The organism is Euryarchaeota archaeon (genome assembly GCA_016207515.1).
In the GTDB taxonomy this organism is placed as follows: Archaea; Thermoplasmatota; SW-10-69-26; order JACQPN01; family JACQPN01; genus JACQPN01.
Genome location: JACQPN010000023.1, coordinates 111686 through 129532, shown reverse-complemented (window position 1 = coordinate 129532; position 17847 = coordinate 111686). Strand labels below are relative to the sequence as shown.

General features: G+C 63.0%; 10 protein-coding genes. 6 read left to right on the top strand and 4 right to left on the bottom strand.

Annotated elements, in window-relative coordinates; translation table 11 throughout:
• The first annotated feature begins 46 nt into the window (after window positions 1-46).
• From HY556_10745 to HY556_10730, 4 genes are all read left to right on the top strand, one after another.
• Complete coding sequence (locus HY556_10745) at window positions 47-817, top strand: transposase family protein (GenBank protein MBI4394251.1); 771 nt, start codon at window positions 47-49, stop codon at window positions 815-817.
• A 282-nt stretch (window positions 818-1099) separates the two neighbouring features.
• Window positions 1100-1750, top strand: coding sequence for an MBL fold metallo-hydrolase (locus tag HY556_10740; protein MBI4394250.1), 651 nt, complete (start codon window positions 1100-1102; stop codon window positions 1748-1750).
• A gap of 116 nt (window positions 1751-1866) precedes the next feature.
• Window positions 1867-2802, top strand: a complete 936-nt coding sequence (locus tag HY556_10735; protein MBI4394249.1) for an EamA family transporter — start codon at window positions 1867-1869, stop codon at window positions 2800-2802.
• A 70-nt stretch (window positions 2803-2872) separates the two neighbouring features.
• Complete coding sequence (locus HY556_10730) at window positions 2873-4315, top strand: metallophosphoesterase family protein (protein MBI4394248.1); 1443 nt, start codon at window positions 2873-2875, stop codon at window positions 4313-4315.
• Between the two features lie 15 nt (window positions 4316-4330).
• Here HY556_10730 and HY556_10725 read toward each other — a convergent pair whose 3' ends face one another.
• From HY556_10725 to pyrG, 4 genes are all read right to left on the bottom strand, one after another.
• Window positions 4331-5206 (bottom strand): zinc metalloprotease HtpX, encoded by an 876-nt coding sequence (locus HY556_10725; GenBank protein ID MBI4394247.1) that lies wholly within the window; start codon window positions 5204-5206, stop codon window positions 4331-4333.
• A 101-nt stretch (window positions 5207-5307) separates the two neighbouring features.
• The gene (locus HY556_10720) at window positions 5308-5940 is read right to left on the bottom strand and encodes a CDP-alcohol phosphatidyltransferase family protein (protein MBI4394246.1); all 633 of its coding nucleotides are present in this window, start codon (window positions 5938-5940) and stop codon (window positions 5308-5310) included.
• Complete coding sequence (locus HY556_10715) at window positions 5931-6497, bottom strand: AAA family ATPase (protein ID MBI4394245.1); 567 nt, start codon at window positions 6495-6497, stop codon at window positions 5931-5933. Before HY556_10715 ends, HY556_10720 begins: the two co-directional genes overlap by 10 nt.
• Window positions 6498-6539: 42 nt before the next feature.
• A complete protein-coding gene (gene pyrG / locus HY556_10710; protein MBI4394244.1) occupies window positions 6540-8174 on the bottom strand; it encodes a CTP synthase (glutamine hydrolyzing) in 1635 nt (544 codons plus the stop codon).
• A 398-nt stretch (window positions 8175-8572) separates the two neighbouring features.
• Between pyrG and HY556_10705 the strand changes: the two genes are divergently transcribed.
• The gene (locus HY556_10705; GenBank protein ID MBI4394243.1) at window positions 8573-8950 is read left to right on the top strand and encodes a hypothetical protein; all 378 of its coding nucleotides are present in this window, start codon (window positions 8573-8575) and stop codon (window positions 8948-8950) included.
• Complete coding sequence (locus HY556_10700; protein MBI4394242.1) at window positions 8947-17784, top strand: hypothetical protein; 8838 nt, start codon at window positions 8947-8949, stop codon at window positions 17782-17784. Before HY556_10705 ends, HY556_10700 begins: the two co-directional genes overlap by 4 nt.
• Window positions 17785-17847: the final 63 nt, after the last annotated feature.

Below are 17847 nucleotides of genomic sequence, written 5' to 3'. Positions count from 1 at the left end.
CGCCCACGGTCACCCGAACATTCGTCACCGGGAACTCGCTTACCGGATGATCGATGAGGACGTCGTCCATGTGACGCCTTCCACGGTCTACCGTATCCTTAAGGAGTCGGGACTCGTTGCCGAATGGCAACGAGTCCAACGGGAGCGAATCGCATTGGTCCGCCCGACAGCACCGGATGAGAAGTGGCAGAGCGACATCACGTACGTCAAACTCGGCGACCGGAACTATTACCTCATCACGTTCATCGACGAGTACTCCAGGTTCATCACGTACTGGGAACTCCTCGGCCGGATGGATGGGAACTCGGTGAGCCTGGCGGCTGAGACGGCCCTCAGCCGCCTCGACTCCGGGAAGACGCCGGTCATCCAGACCGACAACGGAAGTGGCTTCATATCCCGGGATTTCAAGATCGTCCTCACCCGCCGCGGCATCACCCACACGAGGATCAGGCCGCATACGCCGACCGACAACGCGTTCGTCGAACGCGTCGAAGGCACCGTGAAGACCGAACTCTTCCTGCACGAACCCGAAACACCGGACGCGGCGCGAGTCCTCCTCAACGGGATAATCCACCGGTACAATCACGAGCGACTCCACAGTGGAATCGACTACCTCACGCCCTGGGCCAAGTATCGGGGAAACCCGGATGAGGTCCTTGAAACGCGGCGAGTGAAACTCGCCGCCGCGAGGCAAAGGCGGCGGGAGAAGAACATGCAACGCCGTCAATCACGCTTATACGTCGAACAAGCAATCCAAGTCACGCGGGAACCGGAACCGTCCAAAAATCAAGAGACCGATTCGTCCCACTTACGCTGAAACGGTACAGAAGCTAACGACTGCCTCGGTCCTCCCCTTTGTGAAATTATATCATGTCAGCATTCCCATCGACCTCGCCAGCAAAGGCCTACATCAACCGATGGTGTTCCAGGCCCAGGGGCTTCCGACCGGGGGGGCCGCCGCTGACCCCTACTTTGCTCGTTAGGCCGAACAAATGGTCGCATCGTAGCAAGCGGCAATTGCCACAGTCCCCAATTTCGCCTATCCGTGAGGCCCTCCCGTCAACATTCTTTTCTGTGCGTAACCATTTCATTCAACGCGATGGTTCTCGTCTTCCAACGCGTGACCGGCCATATGCAGAACTACACGTACCTCATCGCCGACGGACCCTCCGGAAAGGCCGCCGTCGTCGACCCCTCGTTTGATGCCGGGCCCGTTGAAGAGATCGCGGCGCAGCGGGGATTCGAGATCATCGCGATTCTTGTGACGCACCGTCACTACGATCATGTCACGGACGTCGCGGGCCTCGCCAAGCGCACGGGCGCCAAGGTCTACGCGCACAAAGTCTCCCAAGTCCCGCACGATGTCGGCCTCAACGATGGCCACATCATCGAGTTGGGCGCGAGTCGTATCCGCGCGATGCACACGCCCGGCCACACGGAGTGCTCGACGTGCTACTACATAGAAGATTTCCGCGTGCCGGGTAACACGGCGGGCAAACCCGATGGATGCCTGTTCACGGGCGATACTCTGTTCCTGGGCGAGTGCGGCCGCATGGATCTTCCCGGTGGCGACCCGGCGGAGATGTGGAAGACTTTGACGCAGAGGATCCCGGCGCTTCCCCAATCGACAATCATTTTCCCAGGACACGATTACGCGCCCATCCCTTTCGACACCTTGGGAAACCAGTTGAAGACAAACTACACGATGGCGAAACGGTCGAAAGAAGAGTTCGTGGCGTGGGCTCGATGATCCCGCCCACTTCATCCGCGGCGGCCGATGCCGCCTGCGGTGACGTTCGCGCTCGCGCCCTGAGGAGCGGCCGAAGCGCGACCTTTATGCGTCGCACGCTCCATCGGCTCAAGTAGATGTCGGCCTCCGCCTCCTCGAAGCCTCAACCCTTGGTGCTCGCGGCCTTCGTGGCGACAGTCCTCTTCCTCGGCGTGAACTTCGTCGCCGTGCGCTTCAGCAACCGCGAACTCGCACCCTTCTGGGGCGCATCGCTCCGTTTTGCGGTCGCCTCCATGATCCTGTTCGCGGTCGTGGCTGCAAAACGCATCCCGCTTCCCTCGGGACAGGCGCTCATCGGGGCAGCGCTCTTCGGCGCGTTCGCGTTCGGGGCGAATTTCGCGCTCGTTTACTATGGACTGGTGACGGTGCCTTCCGGAATGGCGGCGGTCACCTTCGCGACCATCCCGCTTACGACGTTCCTGATGGCCATTGGATTCGGGCTCGAGAGGTTCCGCCGGCTGGGTCTTCTTGGCGCCTTGGTCAGCATCGTGGGGATCGCCGTCGTCTTCCAGGAACAGTTGAGCGCCGCGGTCCCCGTGCTTTCGTTACTATCCGTCTTCGCGGCGGCGCTTTTCGCGGCAGCGTCGGGCATCATCGTGAAAGGCTTCCCTCGAAGCCACCCGATCGCCGCAAACGCCGTCGGCATGGCCGTTGGCACCGCCATCCTGTTCCCGTTATCGCTTGCGTTCCACGAGCCACAGACCTTCCCGGTCGCGACCGCCACGTGGGGCGCCCTCGGTTGGCTCATCGTAAGCTCGATGCTGGCATTCGTCTTGATGGTCTGGGTGCTTTCGCACTGGACGGCGTCCGCGAACGCGTATGGGTCGGTGCTCGCCCCGCTGGTGACGATAGTAGTCGCCGCGTCAATCGCTGGGGAAGCGGTGACGGGGGCCCTCGTCGTGGGCGGCATCTTCGTAATGGTCGGCGTCTACGTGGGGGCACTGATGCGTGAACGTGGAAAGACTGCCACGGGGTCGGCGCCAGGCGCGGCGACCCCCGACGCGAACCGGTAGCGGGACCGCGAAACGCGCCCGACGACAACCACGTCACAGCAAGCGCTTTATACGCTCGCCGGAAGTGCAAATGGTGCGCCTTTTCCCGCTTGGAATCATCGTCCTCGTCTCGGCGGTCGTTTTTTCCGGGTATCCGGCGTCAAGCCAAGGCGCTTCGGGACCGGTCGGCGTGCATATCGCTTGGGGAACCGACCCTATGACGGCTGTCTCGGTTTCGTGGTCCGCTCCACCGGCGACCATGGCTCGCGTCGACTACGGGCCGACCACCGGATACGGCGCGTCCGCCCCGGCGACGTACACGGCCACGGGTAGCGACAGCCCAACTGCGTTCCGGGCAACGCTCCAGGGACTTGCACCGGCGACGACTTACCACTACCGTGCGGTGACCGATTCTATGATGAGCCGAGATTTTACCTTCACGACGGCGCGTGAAAGGCCTGAGCGTTTCACCGTGGCCGTGTGGGGCGACCATGGCGTCCCAGACCCGGGCAATCCCGCGGCCGAGGCGGATGGGGACAACCCCCTCAAGAACGTGGCCTTCGCAAACGGCCTCCGCGCCGATTTCCACCTCGTCGCCGGCGACCTCTCCTACGCCAACGGGGTGCCGCGTACTTGGGACGCCTACTTCGCGGCACTCGAACCTTACGCCTCCCACGTTCCGTACATGTCGGCCGTCGGTAACCACGAACGCGAAGCCGGCCAACAGTTCCTGCAGTACGATGCGCGGCTCCCGATGCCGACGAGGGAAGGAGAGCGATGGTACGCGTTCCGTTACGGGGACGCTGTTTTCATCTCGCTTGACACGGAGCATGCCTGTGACGTCGGCCCTGCAGGGGACGCCGTGCCTGGCCTTGCCGAGGCCTCTTGCGCGAACGGAGCGAACGAGGGGCAACTTCGGTTCCTCGAATCGACCCTCGCGGCGGCGCGCGCGGACCCGTCGGTCCGATGGATCCTCGCGTTCCACCATTATCCCCTGTGGAGCGACGGGCCCCATGGCTCCAACCTCCCCGTCAGGGCGATCTGGGGACCAGTTTTCGACAAGTACCACTTGGACGTCGATATCCAAGCTCACGATCACCTGTACGAGCGGACGAAAATGATCACTGGCGAAGCGGTCTCAGAGACCGGTACCACTTACCTCGTCGCCGGGGTCGGTGGTGCTTCGCACTACGCCTTCACCTCGCCCGATTCCCAACCGCCCGCGTGGGAGGCAGCGAGGAACAACCGCGATTACGGCGTGGTCCTCCTCACTTTTTCAAACGGCTCGCTCATCGGTGAGTTCAAGGCGCTCGACGGGAGCACAAAAGACAGATGGGCGCTTCAGAAAGGCCTCGACGGAGTGACTTTCTCGGTCGACCCGGCCAACGTGACCGACCCGAAGAGCAGCCCTGGCAACACGTCGTCCGACGACGCCGCCGGTGGCTCGAACCGTGTCCCTGGGCTAGCGACCGGCGCCATCCTCGTGTTGGTGGCAAGCATGGCATTGGCGCTACGGCGCCGTCGCATGACTTGACCGTCTCACAGAGACCTAATTGAAAGTCCCCATCTCCAACGCCAGTTTCTTAAGCCGCGCGACTCGGGCCTTCGTCGGCGGGTGCGTCGAGAACAGCCTCGCAACAGAGCCCCCGGAAAGCGGGTTCACGATGAAGAGGTGCGCGGAGCCCGGGTTCGCGTTCTCCATCGGGATCCGGTGGTTGTAGGAATCCAGCTTCTCCAATGCGGCGGCAAGGCCATTCGGCCGCCCGGAAAGCCTCGCACCGCTTTCGTCCGCCCCGAACTCGCGCGAGCGCGATATCGCAAGTTGCACCAACACCGCCGCGATGGAAGCAAGTATCCCGACTAGAAGGGCAAACGCAAGATTGCCTCCGCGGTCCCTGTCGCCGCCCCCGAACATGCTGCCCCAGAAGATGGACCTCGACGCGAATCCTATCGCGCCCGCGATCGTCGCGGCGATCGACATGACGAGGATGTCGCGGTTACGCACGTGGCCGAGTTCGTGAGCCATCACCGCTTCGAGCTCCTCATCGGTGAGGAGGCGGAGGATGCCGGCGGTGGCGGCGACCACCGCGTTCTTGGGGTTCCTGCCGGTGGCAAAAGCGTTCGGCGTCTCGCTTGGCATGATGGCGACGCGGGGCTTCGGGATGCCTGACTTCGCCACGAGCCTGTCGACGATCGCGTGAAGGCGCGGCGCCTCCGCGGGGCCGACGATCTTGGCCTTGTACGACCAGAGCACGAGCTTGTCGGAGAGGAAGTACGCGAAGAGGTTCATGGCGGCCGCGATGATGAGGAAGAACGCCATCCCGCCGTACGTGTCGCCGAAGTACGCGCCGACCGCAAGCCCCATGAGGACGAACAGTCCCGTGAGGGCGAGCATCAATCCGAAGGTCCGAAGGATGTTTGACATGGTCTGTACAGTCTTATGAGTGGTTTTCAGATTTAAGGACTAGGTACGGGCGATTGGCGATCGCCGACATCCATCACCGAGCGCGTTTTCCGGTCCCGGGTTCATTGAGGCGGGTTTTTGCTGAGATCTTTCCACGCCTGACCAAAACGCTCGAGCGCCGTGAGCGAGCCAAACACCGCGATGTAATACAAGGCGAGTTCGAGGAAGCTTCGCGCCGCAAAAGGCGTCGAGACGGCGGCAAAATCGAGCATCGACGCGATGAAGAGCACGAAGAGCCGGTCCGCCCGACCTGCGAGGCCCTTGTAATTGCGCCCAACGCCGACCGCCTGCGCCTGTGTCCCCATGTAGCTGGCAAGGAGCATCCCGGCCAGTGCTGCCAGGGCGACCCTCTCATCGGCCACTCCGGAAAGCCCTATGGCCATGACCAACGCGACGTCAGAGAAACGGTCGAGCGCATGATCGAGGAAATCGCCCGCGCGCGTCTTTCGACCCGTGGCCCTCGCAAGCCGCCCGTCGACGGCATCGAGATAGGCGGACAGGAAAAGGGTCCCCGCCGCAGCGAGGAGGAGGCTCCGGCCGCCTGTTGGCGCATAGTAGTAGAGCGCGGCCGAGACAAGCGAAAGGAGGAACGCGAGCACGGTGACGGCGTTCGGCGAGAGTCCGAGCATCCTCGAAAGGGCGACGCCCGGACCGAAGACGGACCCGACCTTTTCCGCGTGCTGTTCTAGTACCATGAATCGTCCTCCGACCAGTCGACGGAGCCCAAGGCGTATCTTCTTGCCGGTCGGCTGGAGCGGGCGAGGCGGCGCACAGATGCGGCGACTTGTGCCCTGGTCATGCCCGTGACGTCGATCTCGCATGCGTCGTCGAGGGTGCGGCATTCGTCCGCGATGATGCCCATCCCCTCGGCCTCGACGTTCTCCTCGATCTTCGTCCTCCTCCAGCGTCTCGCGGCGAGACGCCGCCGCAGTACCCGGGGGGAAAGCCGCAATACGATCGCACGGGAGATCCCCGGAACGAGATGGCTCAAATGCCCCTCGACGATCGCCTGCGACGACGGTCCGGCGCCCCGCGAAGCGAGCCCGACGGCGCGTCGAAGCGGCGCGGCCAGTCGACGTGGGTCGACCTCAAGGCTTTGGCGATGACGGTCGCGGCCCTCCCCGACACCGCTCGAGCGGACGAGTTCGTTCAAGTGGATCACCAAGAACTCTCTTTCGAGGAGGGCGGCGGCAGCGCTCTTTCCTACGCCCGGCGTTCCCGTGAGTGCCACAAGGCGCGCGGGTGCTTTCATGGTGGCGCCTTTGCCCGTTCGCGGATGCCTGGTCTAGCCACTTTACGCCTTCACTGCTTCATGGATGCCCGATCGCAACATCCGTTCCTTGGCGGCCTCGACGAACCCATGGAAGAGCGGCGCGGGTCTCATGGGCCGCGACATGAACTCTGGGTGGAATTGGCTCCCGACGAAGAACGGGTGGTAAGGCAACTCGAGTATCTCCATGAGGTTCCCGGTCGGGTCCTTTCCGACGAAGCGAAGCCCTTTCGCTTCCAACTTCGGGATATAGCCCGGATTGACCTCGTAGCGGTGGCGGTGCCTTTCCGCGGCTTCGGTCTTGCCATAGAGTTGATGGGCCCTGGAGTTGGGCGTTATCTTGATCGGCGAGGCGCCGAGGCGCATGGTCCCCCCGAGGCCCTGTACGGTGCGCTGCTCGGGCAGGATATCGATGACCGGGTGCTGCGTGTCCGGATTCACCTCCGTCGAATTCGCGCCTTGAAGGTCGCATACACTCCGAGCGAACTCGCAGGTGGCGAGTTGGAAGCCGAAACAGATGCCGAGGAACGGTATCTCCGCCTCGCGGGCGTACTTGATCGCGAGCATCTTCCCTTCGGTCGCGCGCGAGCCGAACCCGCCGGGGACGAGTATGCCATGCGCGTTCTGGAGCACTTCGGCTACCTTCGACGGGTCTTTCTCGAACTGCTCGGCGTCGACCCAACGGACCTTGACGCGCGTGTTGAGTTCCGCACCAGCGTGCGTGAACGCCTCCGTTATCGACAGGTACGAGTCGGCGAGGTGAGTGTACTTGCCGACGACGTAGACTTCCGCGAAGAACTTCGGGTTCACGATCCGTTCCACGTAGGAGCGCCAATCGGAGAGGTCGTTCTCGTGCGCCTCTATCGAAAGGCGTCGTATGAGCCACTCGTCGACACCTTGCTCGGCGAGCGTCATCGGGACTTCGTAGATCGTGCGGGCGTCGGGAGCGCCGATCACCGCCCGCTCGTCGACATCGCAGAACAATGCGATCTTGGCCTTCGTTTTAGGTTCGAGGAGTTCGGAGGAGCGGCAGACGATCATTTCGGGGTCGATCCCAAGGGATCGAAGCTCCTTGACGCTTGTCTGCGTCGGCTTCGTCTTCTGCTCCCCGACGACGCCAAGGACCGGCACGAGTGTGGTGTGTATGAAGACCATGTTCTCGCGCCCGGCCTCGATGCGCAGTTGGCGCAACGCCTCGAGGAACGGCATCGACTCGATATCGCCGACGGTGCCGCCGACCTCGATGAGGCAGACCTCCGCATCGGCGTCCTTCGCCACCCGTTTGACCCGCTCGCGGATCTCGTTAGTGACGTGGGGGATTATCTGGACGGTCTTTCCGAGATAGTCGCCGCGTCGCTCCTTCTCTATGACGCTCTTGTACACGGTGCCGGTGGTGATGTTCGACTGCCGGCTCATGTTGTCCGAGAGAAAACGCTCATAATTCCCAAGATCGAGGTCTACCTCGCCGCCGTCGTCCAGGACGAAGACCTCGCCGTGCTCGAACGGGTTCATCGTGCCCGCGTCGCAATTCACGTACGGATCGATCTTCACCGCAGCGAGGCGCACGCCGCGGGCTTTCAAGAGGCGACCGATGGAAGAAGTGGTGATGCCCTTGCCAAGACCTGACAAGACACCGCCCGTGACCACGATGTACTTCATAGGCACACGGGAACCGACGATACTCCTAATGTCTTATGTGGGTTTCGACTGCGGCGCCGTCTGCACCGCCCCTTGCGTCGGCCGGTAGGTCCCGGATCCGGGAACGGCGCCGATGGTATCCCCCGACGAAACCACGGATGCCACTTCTCACCCTGGAGCAAAACGGTGGCCATAGGCCCGGAGCCCACGCCCGGTCGGACTCGGCGCCGTCGCCGGTCTTGGTGCCCTAATGCCACCAATCAACCGTTTGGTCGCAACCGTTCCCTTGCATACCCCGTTTTTGGATAACCGGCGCACAATCAGGTTTATTAGAGGATACGCTGACACGGGAACGGATCGAGGAAAGTGAAAAGCCTTCACTCGTCGTGAAGGGTCCTTTCCGGAAGGGGCACAAGAGAATGGCGGCGGGGCATCGTAGGCGAAGGGCACACGTTTCTTCCTCAGGCAGCGACGCCGCCCATGTCGAATTCACGCGGCGTGTCTACGAGAACTCGAAAATCACCATCCCCAAAGAGATCCGTGAACTCCATGACATCGCGGAAGGCGACTTCGTGGTATTGAAAGTCGTCAAGGTCGTCCGCGGTGGACGCACCGAAACGGCGGTCACACCCGAGAATGCCGGAGCCGACCCCGAAGGAACCGACGCCGCCTCTGGTCCTCAGCCGGCCCACGCCCTTCCAGCGCAGACCGCCCCCGCGAAACTCGGGGCTGAGCCGATTGGGACCCTCGAGGCCCGCGAAGGCATGAAGAAGGGAACGGAGGCGGTTGATAAGTGAGCCGATCCACCGACGCATCACGATCCCGAAAGATCACGAGAGCCTTGGCGCTATTCGTCCTTCTTACCACGTCGGCATTGCCCTTCACCGCCTTCGAAGCTGAGGCAGCCCACCGGACGGTCACGGCCGTCGTCGCCAAGAGCCACGTCCGTGGCCCTATCTCCGCATCTACGCAACTCGACCTCAACTTCACCGTCGACACCGCGTTGATCGCCACGCCCGAAACGATACGTTTCATCGTTCCGCCCGGATTCCTGTTCGTCGGGACTCGATTCGCCACTGGCGACCCATGCGAAGGTCCGACCGACGACCAAGTCGACTGCGTACCAGAAGTGTTTTTTGGCGGCGGTCCACACACCTTCGTCACATCGCAAGGATCCGAGCCCGACGGAAGACCCTTCTTGGAATTCCAGGGCGCCAAGGAAGCGTCGTCGATCACCTTGGGTTTCAGCATCAAGAAAAGCGCCGCGACCGTGAACAATGCCATCGTCTCCTTCGAGGTCCGCTCCACCGGCGCGTCGGAGGACCACTCCGTCGGGCCCGCGCAACAACCGATGGTCTACGTCGACGGTACGCCGCCCACGATCACCGTCTTTGCGCTCGATCCCCCGATCGCCACTTGGCAAGTCGGCCAGGACCTTCGCTACCTCTTCGCCGCGCATGACACGTGTCCAAGCGGATTCACCGACGGGTGTCCCCTCCAGAAGTTCCAGATCGAGCTTCTAAGCGGGACGAACCTCGAAACCGTCCACGAGATCCAACGGTTCGACGACGGTGAAGAGTCAGGCGCCGGATTCTTCGAAGTCCCGAGCGGCGTGGATGGGACGCTCGTGCTACGCGCGAAGGCCTTTGACGACGTGGCCCTCATGAGTACGCCAGAGGTACTTGAAGCGGTGGTCGACACGGCGGCTCCGCAACTCGTCTCGATATCCGCCTCCCCTAACCCCGCCAAGGCAGGCAATGTGACGATCTCGCTCGACTTCTCGGAAACGATCGCAATCGGCACCGATGAGACCACGCTCGCCGTGGCCGGCGCTCGACTTCCCGGAGCGACCCGAATCCACAGCGCCGTGTGGGACGGATCAAACGCCTACATCTTCGGCGGAGCGCTTCCAAGCGGGAGAACTGACGCCATCGTCCGGTACGACCCCGTTGCCGATGAGACGACGGTGATGGATGCCGTCCTCCCCAGTGCGCGCTACGGAACGAGCGCTGTCTGGGCCGCGGGCAAAGCCTACATCTTCGGCGGTTGGGATGGAGCGTTCAAGAATGAGATACTACGCTACGACCCCATGGAAGACACGATCACGCCGATGGTCGCCACCCTTCCAACGCCACGATACGACATGGCCGCCGTCTGGGACGGCCGACACGTACTTCTTTTCGGAGGCCACGACGGGACGCGCCTCGACGACATACTCATGTTCGACCCGTTCGAGGACACGTTGGTCACGATGGGCGCTTCCCTTCCTTCGGGGCGCATGTCGGCAAGCTCTTTCTGGAACGGGAGCCACGCATTCGTGCTCGGCGGAGACGACGGGTCCACCGCGCTGGACGAGATCGTCCGCTACGACCCTAGGACAGACGTCGCTATGACGATTGCCTCCGTCCTCCCTTCGGCTCGGCACGCCGCGAGTATCGCATCGGACGGCACGAAGGCCTTCGTTTTCGGAGGCGTTGAGGGCGCTGCGGAAGTTGACCAGATCGTCGAGTATGACCCTGGCCTGGAGAAGATCACGGTTCTTGACGTCGAACTGGCGCCCGGTCGAGAATCCGCCGCCGCGGTGTGGACGGGAAGCGCGGCGTTGTTGTTCGGAGGCGGCGCTCCCGGCGGACATCTTTCCGAGATCGTCCTCTTTAGGCCTGCGAACGGCCTTGGCCCCAGACTCACGGTGAACGGGGACCCGGCGAGCTTCGCTAGCCACTCCGGGGCTTCCATAGTATTCGATTACCGAATCGACGACTTCGACGAACAAGGGAGCGCCGAGATTGCAATCGACGTCACCGACGGCAGCGGGAATACCGGCACTCACGTCGATACGACCACGCTCGTCATAGACACGGTCGCACCCGAGGCCGCGCTGACGCTTAGTGGCACGCTCGGTTCAGGGGACTGGTTCACGAGCTGCGTGAGTCCGATCCTAGAGGCAGAGGATCCAGGGCCCTCGTCGGGCATCACCAACTGGAGCGCGTCCGTCGATGGCGGGGCCCCCTTCTATTTCGCCGGCGATACCACCCTAGATTCCGTCTGCTCAGAGTCCGCCACGCACCAAGTGGTCTTTAGCGCGAGGGACGCCGCTCAAAACACCGCCACGGCTGCACGCGACTTCAAGATCGACCGCACGACGCCTACGACCACGGCAACGCTTACGGGGGGCGTAGGTGCCCACGAAATCTATGTGACGGCCGTCGACGTCTCCCTGTCAAGGACGTCCGGACCGAGCGGTGCTTCAACGTCCTACGCTCTCGACGGGGGACCCATGACCGTGTACTCGGCCCCTTTCACTGTGACCGCGGATGGCAGTCACAATCTGACCTTCCAAAGCGAGGCCGGTAACGGCCTTGCCGAGGCCGCTCAGAACGTGAACTTCATCATCGACCGGTCTGCGCCAAACACGACGGTCATCCTCACCGGTGATCGACTCGGTGGACGCGCCATCTACGTTTCCGATGTCGAGGTGTTCATCTCCTTCCCCGAAGACGCCCACGCGAACTTCAGCATCGATGGCGCCGACTACGAGGACTACGAGGGCCCTGTGACGGTCACCGGGGACGGATCGCACCGCTTCGAGTGGTACGTGGAGGACAACGCAGGCCACCTAGCAGGGCCCCTGAACCGGACGTTTGATATCGACACATCAGCACCTTCCGTCACCGATATCAGTGCTTCCGCAGCCGCGACCACGGTGGGGCCGTTGACGATCACGATCCAGTCTTCCGAGGCCTTGGAGGCCGCCCCTGAGGTGACCGTGAACGGGGATTCAGCGCCTTTCCAGAGCGGTGCGGACCTGAACTTCACCTTCATCTACCACGTTTCCGCCCTGGACGAACAGGGCGCGGCATCGGTCTTGGTCACCGGCACCGACCTTGCCGGCCACCCACTGGAACACGAGGTGGGCCTATTCACGATTGATACGGTTGCACCGAGCACCTTCGTGGTCACCGACCCTGAGGCGCCGGACGGCGAGAACGGGTGGTTCGTGACCGACGTGACTGTTGGCGTCTCGTGCGAAGATGAGACCATGGATTGCGTTTCGACGACTTTCGAGACATACGGCCCCGCGCCGACGCCTCTCACCAACCCGTTCTCCATCGCCACGGACGGTTCCTATGAGGTCACCCACCGGGGTGTTGATTCTGTCGGGAACACCGGACAGAACAGGACGACCACCGTCAAGCAGGACCGGGCCCCGCCAGAACTGCTCGTCCTTTCGCCGACCCAGGCGCTGATCTCCAACTCGACGAGGATCCTCCTGAACTTCACGGATTCCGACGACACTTCGGGCGTCGCATCAAGGTCATGCGACCTCTCCGACGGTCAAGGGTGGATCCCATGCACCGCTGCGACGGATCTCGAATTCCCCGGCGATGGATTGCAGACCCTTTCGATACGGGTGAAGGACTCGGCCGGAAACGCAAAGGTCGAATCGGTCGACATCACCGTGGACACGGTGCCGCCCGAGATCGATTTCCGAGCACCCTTCGACGGTGACCACGTGAACGTGCGGTCGATCACACTCCTTTTCGACGATGATGGAACCGGTACTCACGTGGTGTCGAGAGAATGCAGCGTAGACGGCGACCCGTTTTCCGCTTGTATCTCGGGGGACACCTTCGATTTCGCGTCCGAAGGGGAGAAGCGCATCGTTGTGCGGGTCGCTGACCAGGCGGCCAACGTGTTCGAAAAAGCCGTCTCCTTCACGGTCGATACGATCCCACCGGCCTTGGCCGAGCTTCATGTCGAGCCGCAAATCTCGACGGCCGGGCAGGTCACTTTGACATTCGTGAGCGACGAGCCGGTCGCAGAGCCGCCCATCGTCACGATCAACGGCAACCTTGCGGCTTTCGAACAGGAGTCGAACCTGGTCTTCTCGTACACGTACGAGGTTGACGCGGAAGACGAGCAAGGCGACGCGATAATCGAGATCTTTGCGGCAGACCTGGCAGGAAACCCTTCAAGCCTCAACGACGCGTCCTCGCTGACCATCGACACGGTCCCGGCGACCGTCAGGATCGTCTCCCCGAGGTCCGGCGAATCCATCGGCTCGCAGAACGTGACGCTCGACTTCCGGGCCGGCGGAACCGGGTCCTCGATAGTCTCGAAGACCTGCACGACGTCCGAAGACCCGATCGATTTCCCATGCCAGGCAGGCGACCGCATCCCATTCGCCTCGACCGGTGCAAAGACCATCACGCTGACCGTCACTGACGAGGCGGGGAACAGCTTCGCGGATTCGGTCTCGTTCACCATCCATGGGCCGGTCTCTAGGGTCGCGGTCAGTCCCGCAAGCGGACGCGTCGTCGTGCCCGGCGCCCTCTCCTTCAAGGCCGTGGCTTCGGACCGCGATGGCAACGTCGTCCCCTCGGCGCGGTTCACGTGGCGCTCGAACAACACCGATGTCGGTGTAGTGAACCAGGCGACGGGCGCATTCCGGGCCCTTTCGGATGGATCTGCATCGGTGGAAGCGAGGGAGACCGGCAGCGGCATCTCCGGCAGATCGACCGTCGAGGCGATCACCCAATCCGCTTTCGTCTCGCGCATCGAGATCGCGCCCGACTTCGCGATGATGCCCGCCGGCGCGGACCAGTTCATCGCCGTCACAGGCTACGACGACGAAGGCAACGAGGTGGGTGGAGTCGCCGCCAAGTTCGCGGCCCAGAATCCCACCGTCGGCACGTTTTCCTCGGGAGGCGTTTTCAAAGCGTTCAAGGTAGGAACCACCGACGTCACCGCTAGGATAGGAAACGCGGCGGCGACGGCCCGTATCGAGGTCATCGCGGGAACACTCGCCGAGATTTCCGTGACACCATCGACGGCCACGCTGTCAACGGGCGCAAGCATGCAATTCGTCTCCGCGGGTCATGACCTGAACCATAACCCCGTCCCGCTTGAGAACGTAAGTTGGGAGGTGGATAACGTCAGTCTGGGCTCCATCACGCCGTCGGGCGGCGTTTTCACGGCCGGCTCACAAGACGGCACGGTGTTCGTCACGGCCTCCAAGGCCGGCCTCACGACCCGAGTGCCAGTGCACGTGACGAGCCTAAGGGCAAATGCGAGCACGAACACTACGGTCGCCGCGACCGTTTCGACGGGGAAGATCCAGGAAACCGTCGCCACCCAGTACGCAATAGGAATCGCCGCGGCCGAGACCGATGCGAACATCACGGTGACGACGATCAACGCCGCGACGGCGAAGGCCGCGCTCGACGAAACCACCATCAGATTCGGCGCCGCCGCGACGAACGTCGCATTGACCCTTGAGACTCGCGAAGGAAACCTTGCGACGCCACCGGTCGAAGTCGATGCCTCGAACCTGACAGATCTGCTCGCTGGGCTTCTATCGTCCGAAGAACCCGGCATGTTCTTCACCGTCCGCGCCACAATCGATGGGGAGGAAGCCGACACGGTGGCGCTCAACGCGCTGATCAAGGAGATGAACGCCGACCTCCGTGTGTCGGCGTCATACTTTGACGAGCGCCACCTCGACCCCGCCTCGGTACGACTCGCCGAATACTCGGATGGCGAACTTGTCCGCTCTGACATCCGTGCGACCCTTCTCGCGCCACTGCCTATCGACGGATACTACAGGTATTCCGTGACACTCCGACAATTCTCCTCGTTCGCCCTCTTCGGCCTTCAGCCGCCGCTTCGTAGCATCGCTGTCACAGGGCCGGCAAGCGTGGTGGCTGGCACCACTGAAGTGTATGAGCTTCGAGGCGCAAACGACATCGGCGATTGGGCGCCGCTTTCGAAATACACGACGGTGTTCCTCGCGCCAACGCAGGCGGGCGGCTACGATGTGTGCCACACGGAAGGCGTGGTCACCGGATGCAAGAGAGTCCAGGTGGTTTCCGATGTCTTGGCGAAGATCAAGATCACCGGACCTGAATTCCTCCCTACTGGCACCTCCGGCCGGTTCGACCTCTTCGGGTTCGACCAGTTCGGAAACAGCGTCTCGCTTCTAAGAAGCGACATCTATTTCGAGGCGCCGACGGACCCCGGCACCACCACGTTCACCTACTCGGAACTCGGGCTCACCGCGTCGATCCTGGTCGAGATCGTGGCCGGCCTCGACAGCATCAGCGTTACTCCCATCGGGGTCGCAGTTCCCGCCGGCGGCCAATTGGCCCTTCGAGCCAATGGTGCAGACGCGTTTGGTAACCGTGTGCCCGTGAGCCCCGGCTGGAAGTCCACCTGTGGCACGGTGTCGAGAGACGGCGTCTTCACGGCGCCGCTCGCGGTCGGGGAATGTGTTGTGAGCGCGTTTGCCGGCTTGACCGTCGGCGACGCCAGGATCCACGTTGTCTCCTCGGCCCTTCGCCGGATAGTGCTTTCACCAGAGAAGGCGGAAGTCGAAGTGGGGCGCGAGGTGTCGATCGTCGCGACCGGCCTCGACCTCTTCGACAATGAGGTGGGTCTGTCGGGCGCCTACGGCCTCCAATGGACAAGCGATTGCGGCGACATCGACGACTCTGGCCGGTTCAAAGCGCCTTCCATCGTGACCGTCTGCAACGTAGTGGTCAAGCAGGCCGGGATCGCCGCGTCTATTCCGATCAGGATCCTGGGGGCACCCTTGGCGCGTCTCACGCTCGACCCGGCGAAGGCAAGTATGCTTGCAGGTGATACCCTCGAGTTCCACGCTACCGCATTCGACGGTTTCGGCAACGTCCTCGAAGCGGAGACTTCCTTCTCGGCGATCCGAGGGACGCTCAACGGCGCGACGTACGTGGCACCCTTCATGCCCGGCGACGACATCGTGACCGTCTCTGTTGGAAACGCCAAGGCCAGTTCCAAGGTCCGAATCCTTCCCAACAGCCAGATTGCGACCCAATCCATCGACGCCACGCGGGGGACCTTCGGTTACTACAAGGAAGCATATGCGGCGAGACTCGCCCATCGCGAAGACTACCCATCCTCCTGGCAGAAAGCGGAACTCTCGGGCGAGGCGGGATCGGACTATCTTGAATCAAGCGATGGCCAAGCGTACCTCTACGGGGTCTTCAGGCCGAAACCGACGCCGGTCGAATTCGACGGGGCGGTCCTCACGTCGAGGAACGTGCTCGGCGCTCTCACGAGCGTAGCTGGCGGCGAGACCACGCATTCGATCGGGGGCCTTGCTCTGCGCTCCATCCCGCCATCTTCAGCCCACGTGGGACTTGAGGCCGTCGACGTCTCCGGTCTTCGAGGCACGGCGACGCGACGCGATGACTTCGCCGACGGCAGGCTCTACCTGGAGACCACGGCGTCGTCAGGCACGGCCACGGCGACGCGGACCTCCACGATCCTGGAGGGCACCATGCACGTCGACGTGAGGACCAGTCTTCGCTCTGGTGCGGGCGACCTGGTGACCATCGAAACCGTGGCCGAACTTCCGGCGACGCCGGGCTCATGGCTTGCGACGACCGACGCCGACGGCACGATCAAGGCCATCCCCATCGAAGAGACCGACCTTTTGACCTTCACCCTGGAGGGTAGGACCAACCGTTGGTTCGCGGTCTACGATCCGAATTCCACCGAGGTCGCGGGCCTTGTCCTTTCTGGAGACGTCTCCAAAGCGACGCTCCACCTGGAAGGCCGGGTCCTCATCCTAACCATCGACCACGCGGGCGTCTCAGAGGTCGTCGCCGCCGAATACCTCCTCGCCTACCGGGTGAAGAGTTCTGCCGCTACGCGCTACGCGGGAGTCATGGAGTTGGCACGCCAGGACGCCGAGGAGATCGGTGTCGTGTACCTTGCGAGCGACCGCATGGCCGCTGTGGGGTGGGCCGGGAGCAAGGCACAGATCGATGTGGCTTCCGAGACCGGCATCACCGATTGGTGGAGCGGGCTCAACGGCGTCGATGACACCTGGACGATCGGCGTCTACGCGGGAAGCGAACAAGCGAAGAAACCCGTGAGGCTCATCCTTCCCGCCGAGATCATGCGTAGCGGCGGTCTCGAACTGGCGCTCGACGGCCTACGCCTCGACTCGACCAGCGTCGGCGCGGCCGCAGACGACACCTCGCTCATCATCACACTCCCCATCCCGCACTTCAGCCTGCGCACCGTCCAGATCAAGACCATCGTCCCGGGCGTACCGCCCCTATTCATGTGGCTCACGTTGGGGCTCGGCGCAGTCGTCGGCGGGGAAAGCCTTGTCCTTGCCCGAATGGTGCTTCGCTCGCGCGCGGCACGACGCGGCGCGGGCGATGAAGACGATGCTTTCCCGTCACCGATAGGAGTCCCGCAGGTCGCGCTCGCCAAGAGCAACGCAGTGGCGCGGGCACTGGGATCCACGGCATCACCCGCACGGCCGGCCTCGACGTCTGTGGCGACGCCACTCGGTGCCGCCAACGCGCAAGCGACCCTGGCCGCTGCGAAGAGCAATGCGGTGATGAGGGCGCTTGCGGCAGGGCCCACGAAATCCCCGCCGCCGGAAGCGGCCAAAGGCGGGCTCGTGGCGCCGTCGTCACGCTCGTTCGATGTGCTTTCAAGGTCCGCGAAAACCGGCACCGAACCTGTCATGAAAAGCCAGGCCGCGCTACGCGGAATGAAGGACGCGGGGCCGCCGGCGACCATCGTTTCGAAGGCCGACGCTGAACGGGAGAAACGGGCCAAGGACCAGAAGGAATAGGCACGCGCTGTGGCCGCCCGGGTGCGTGCCACCATTTTCGTGGGCCGCCACAGGACAAGACTC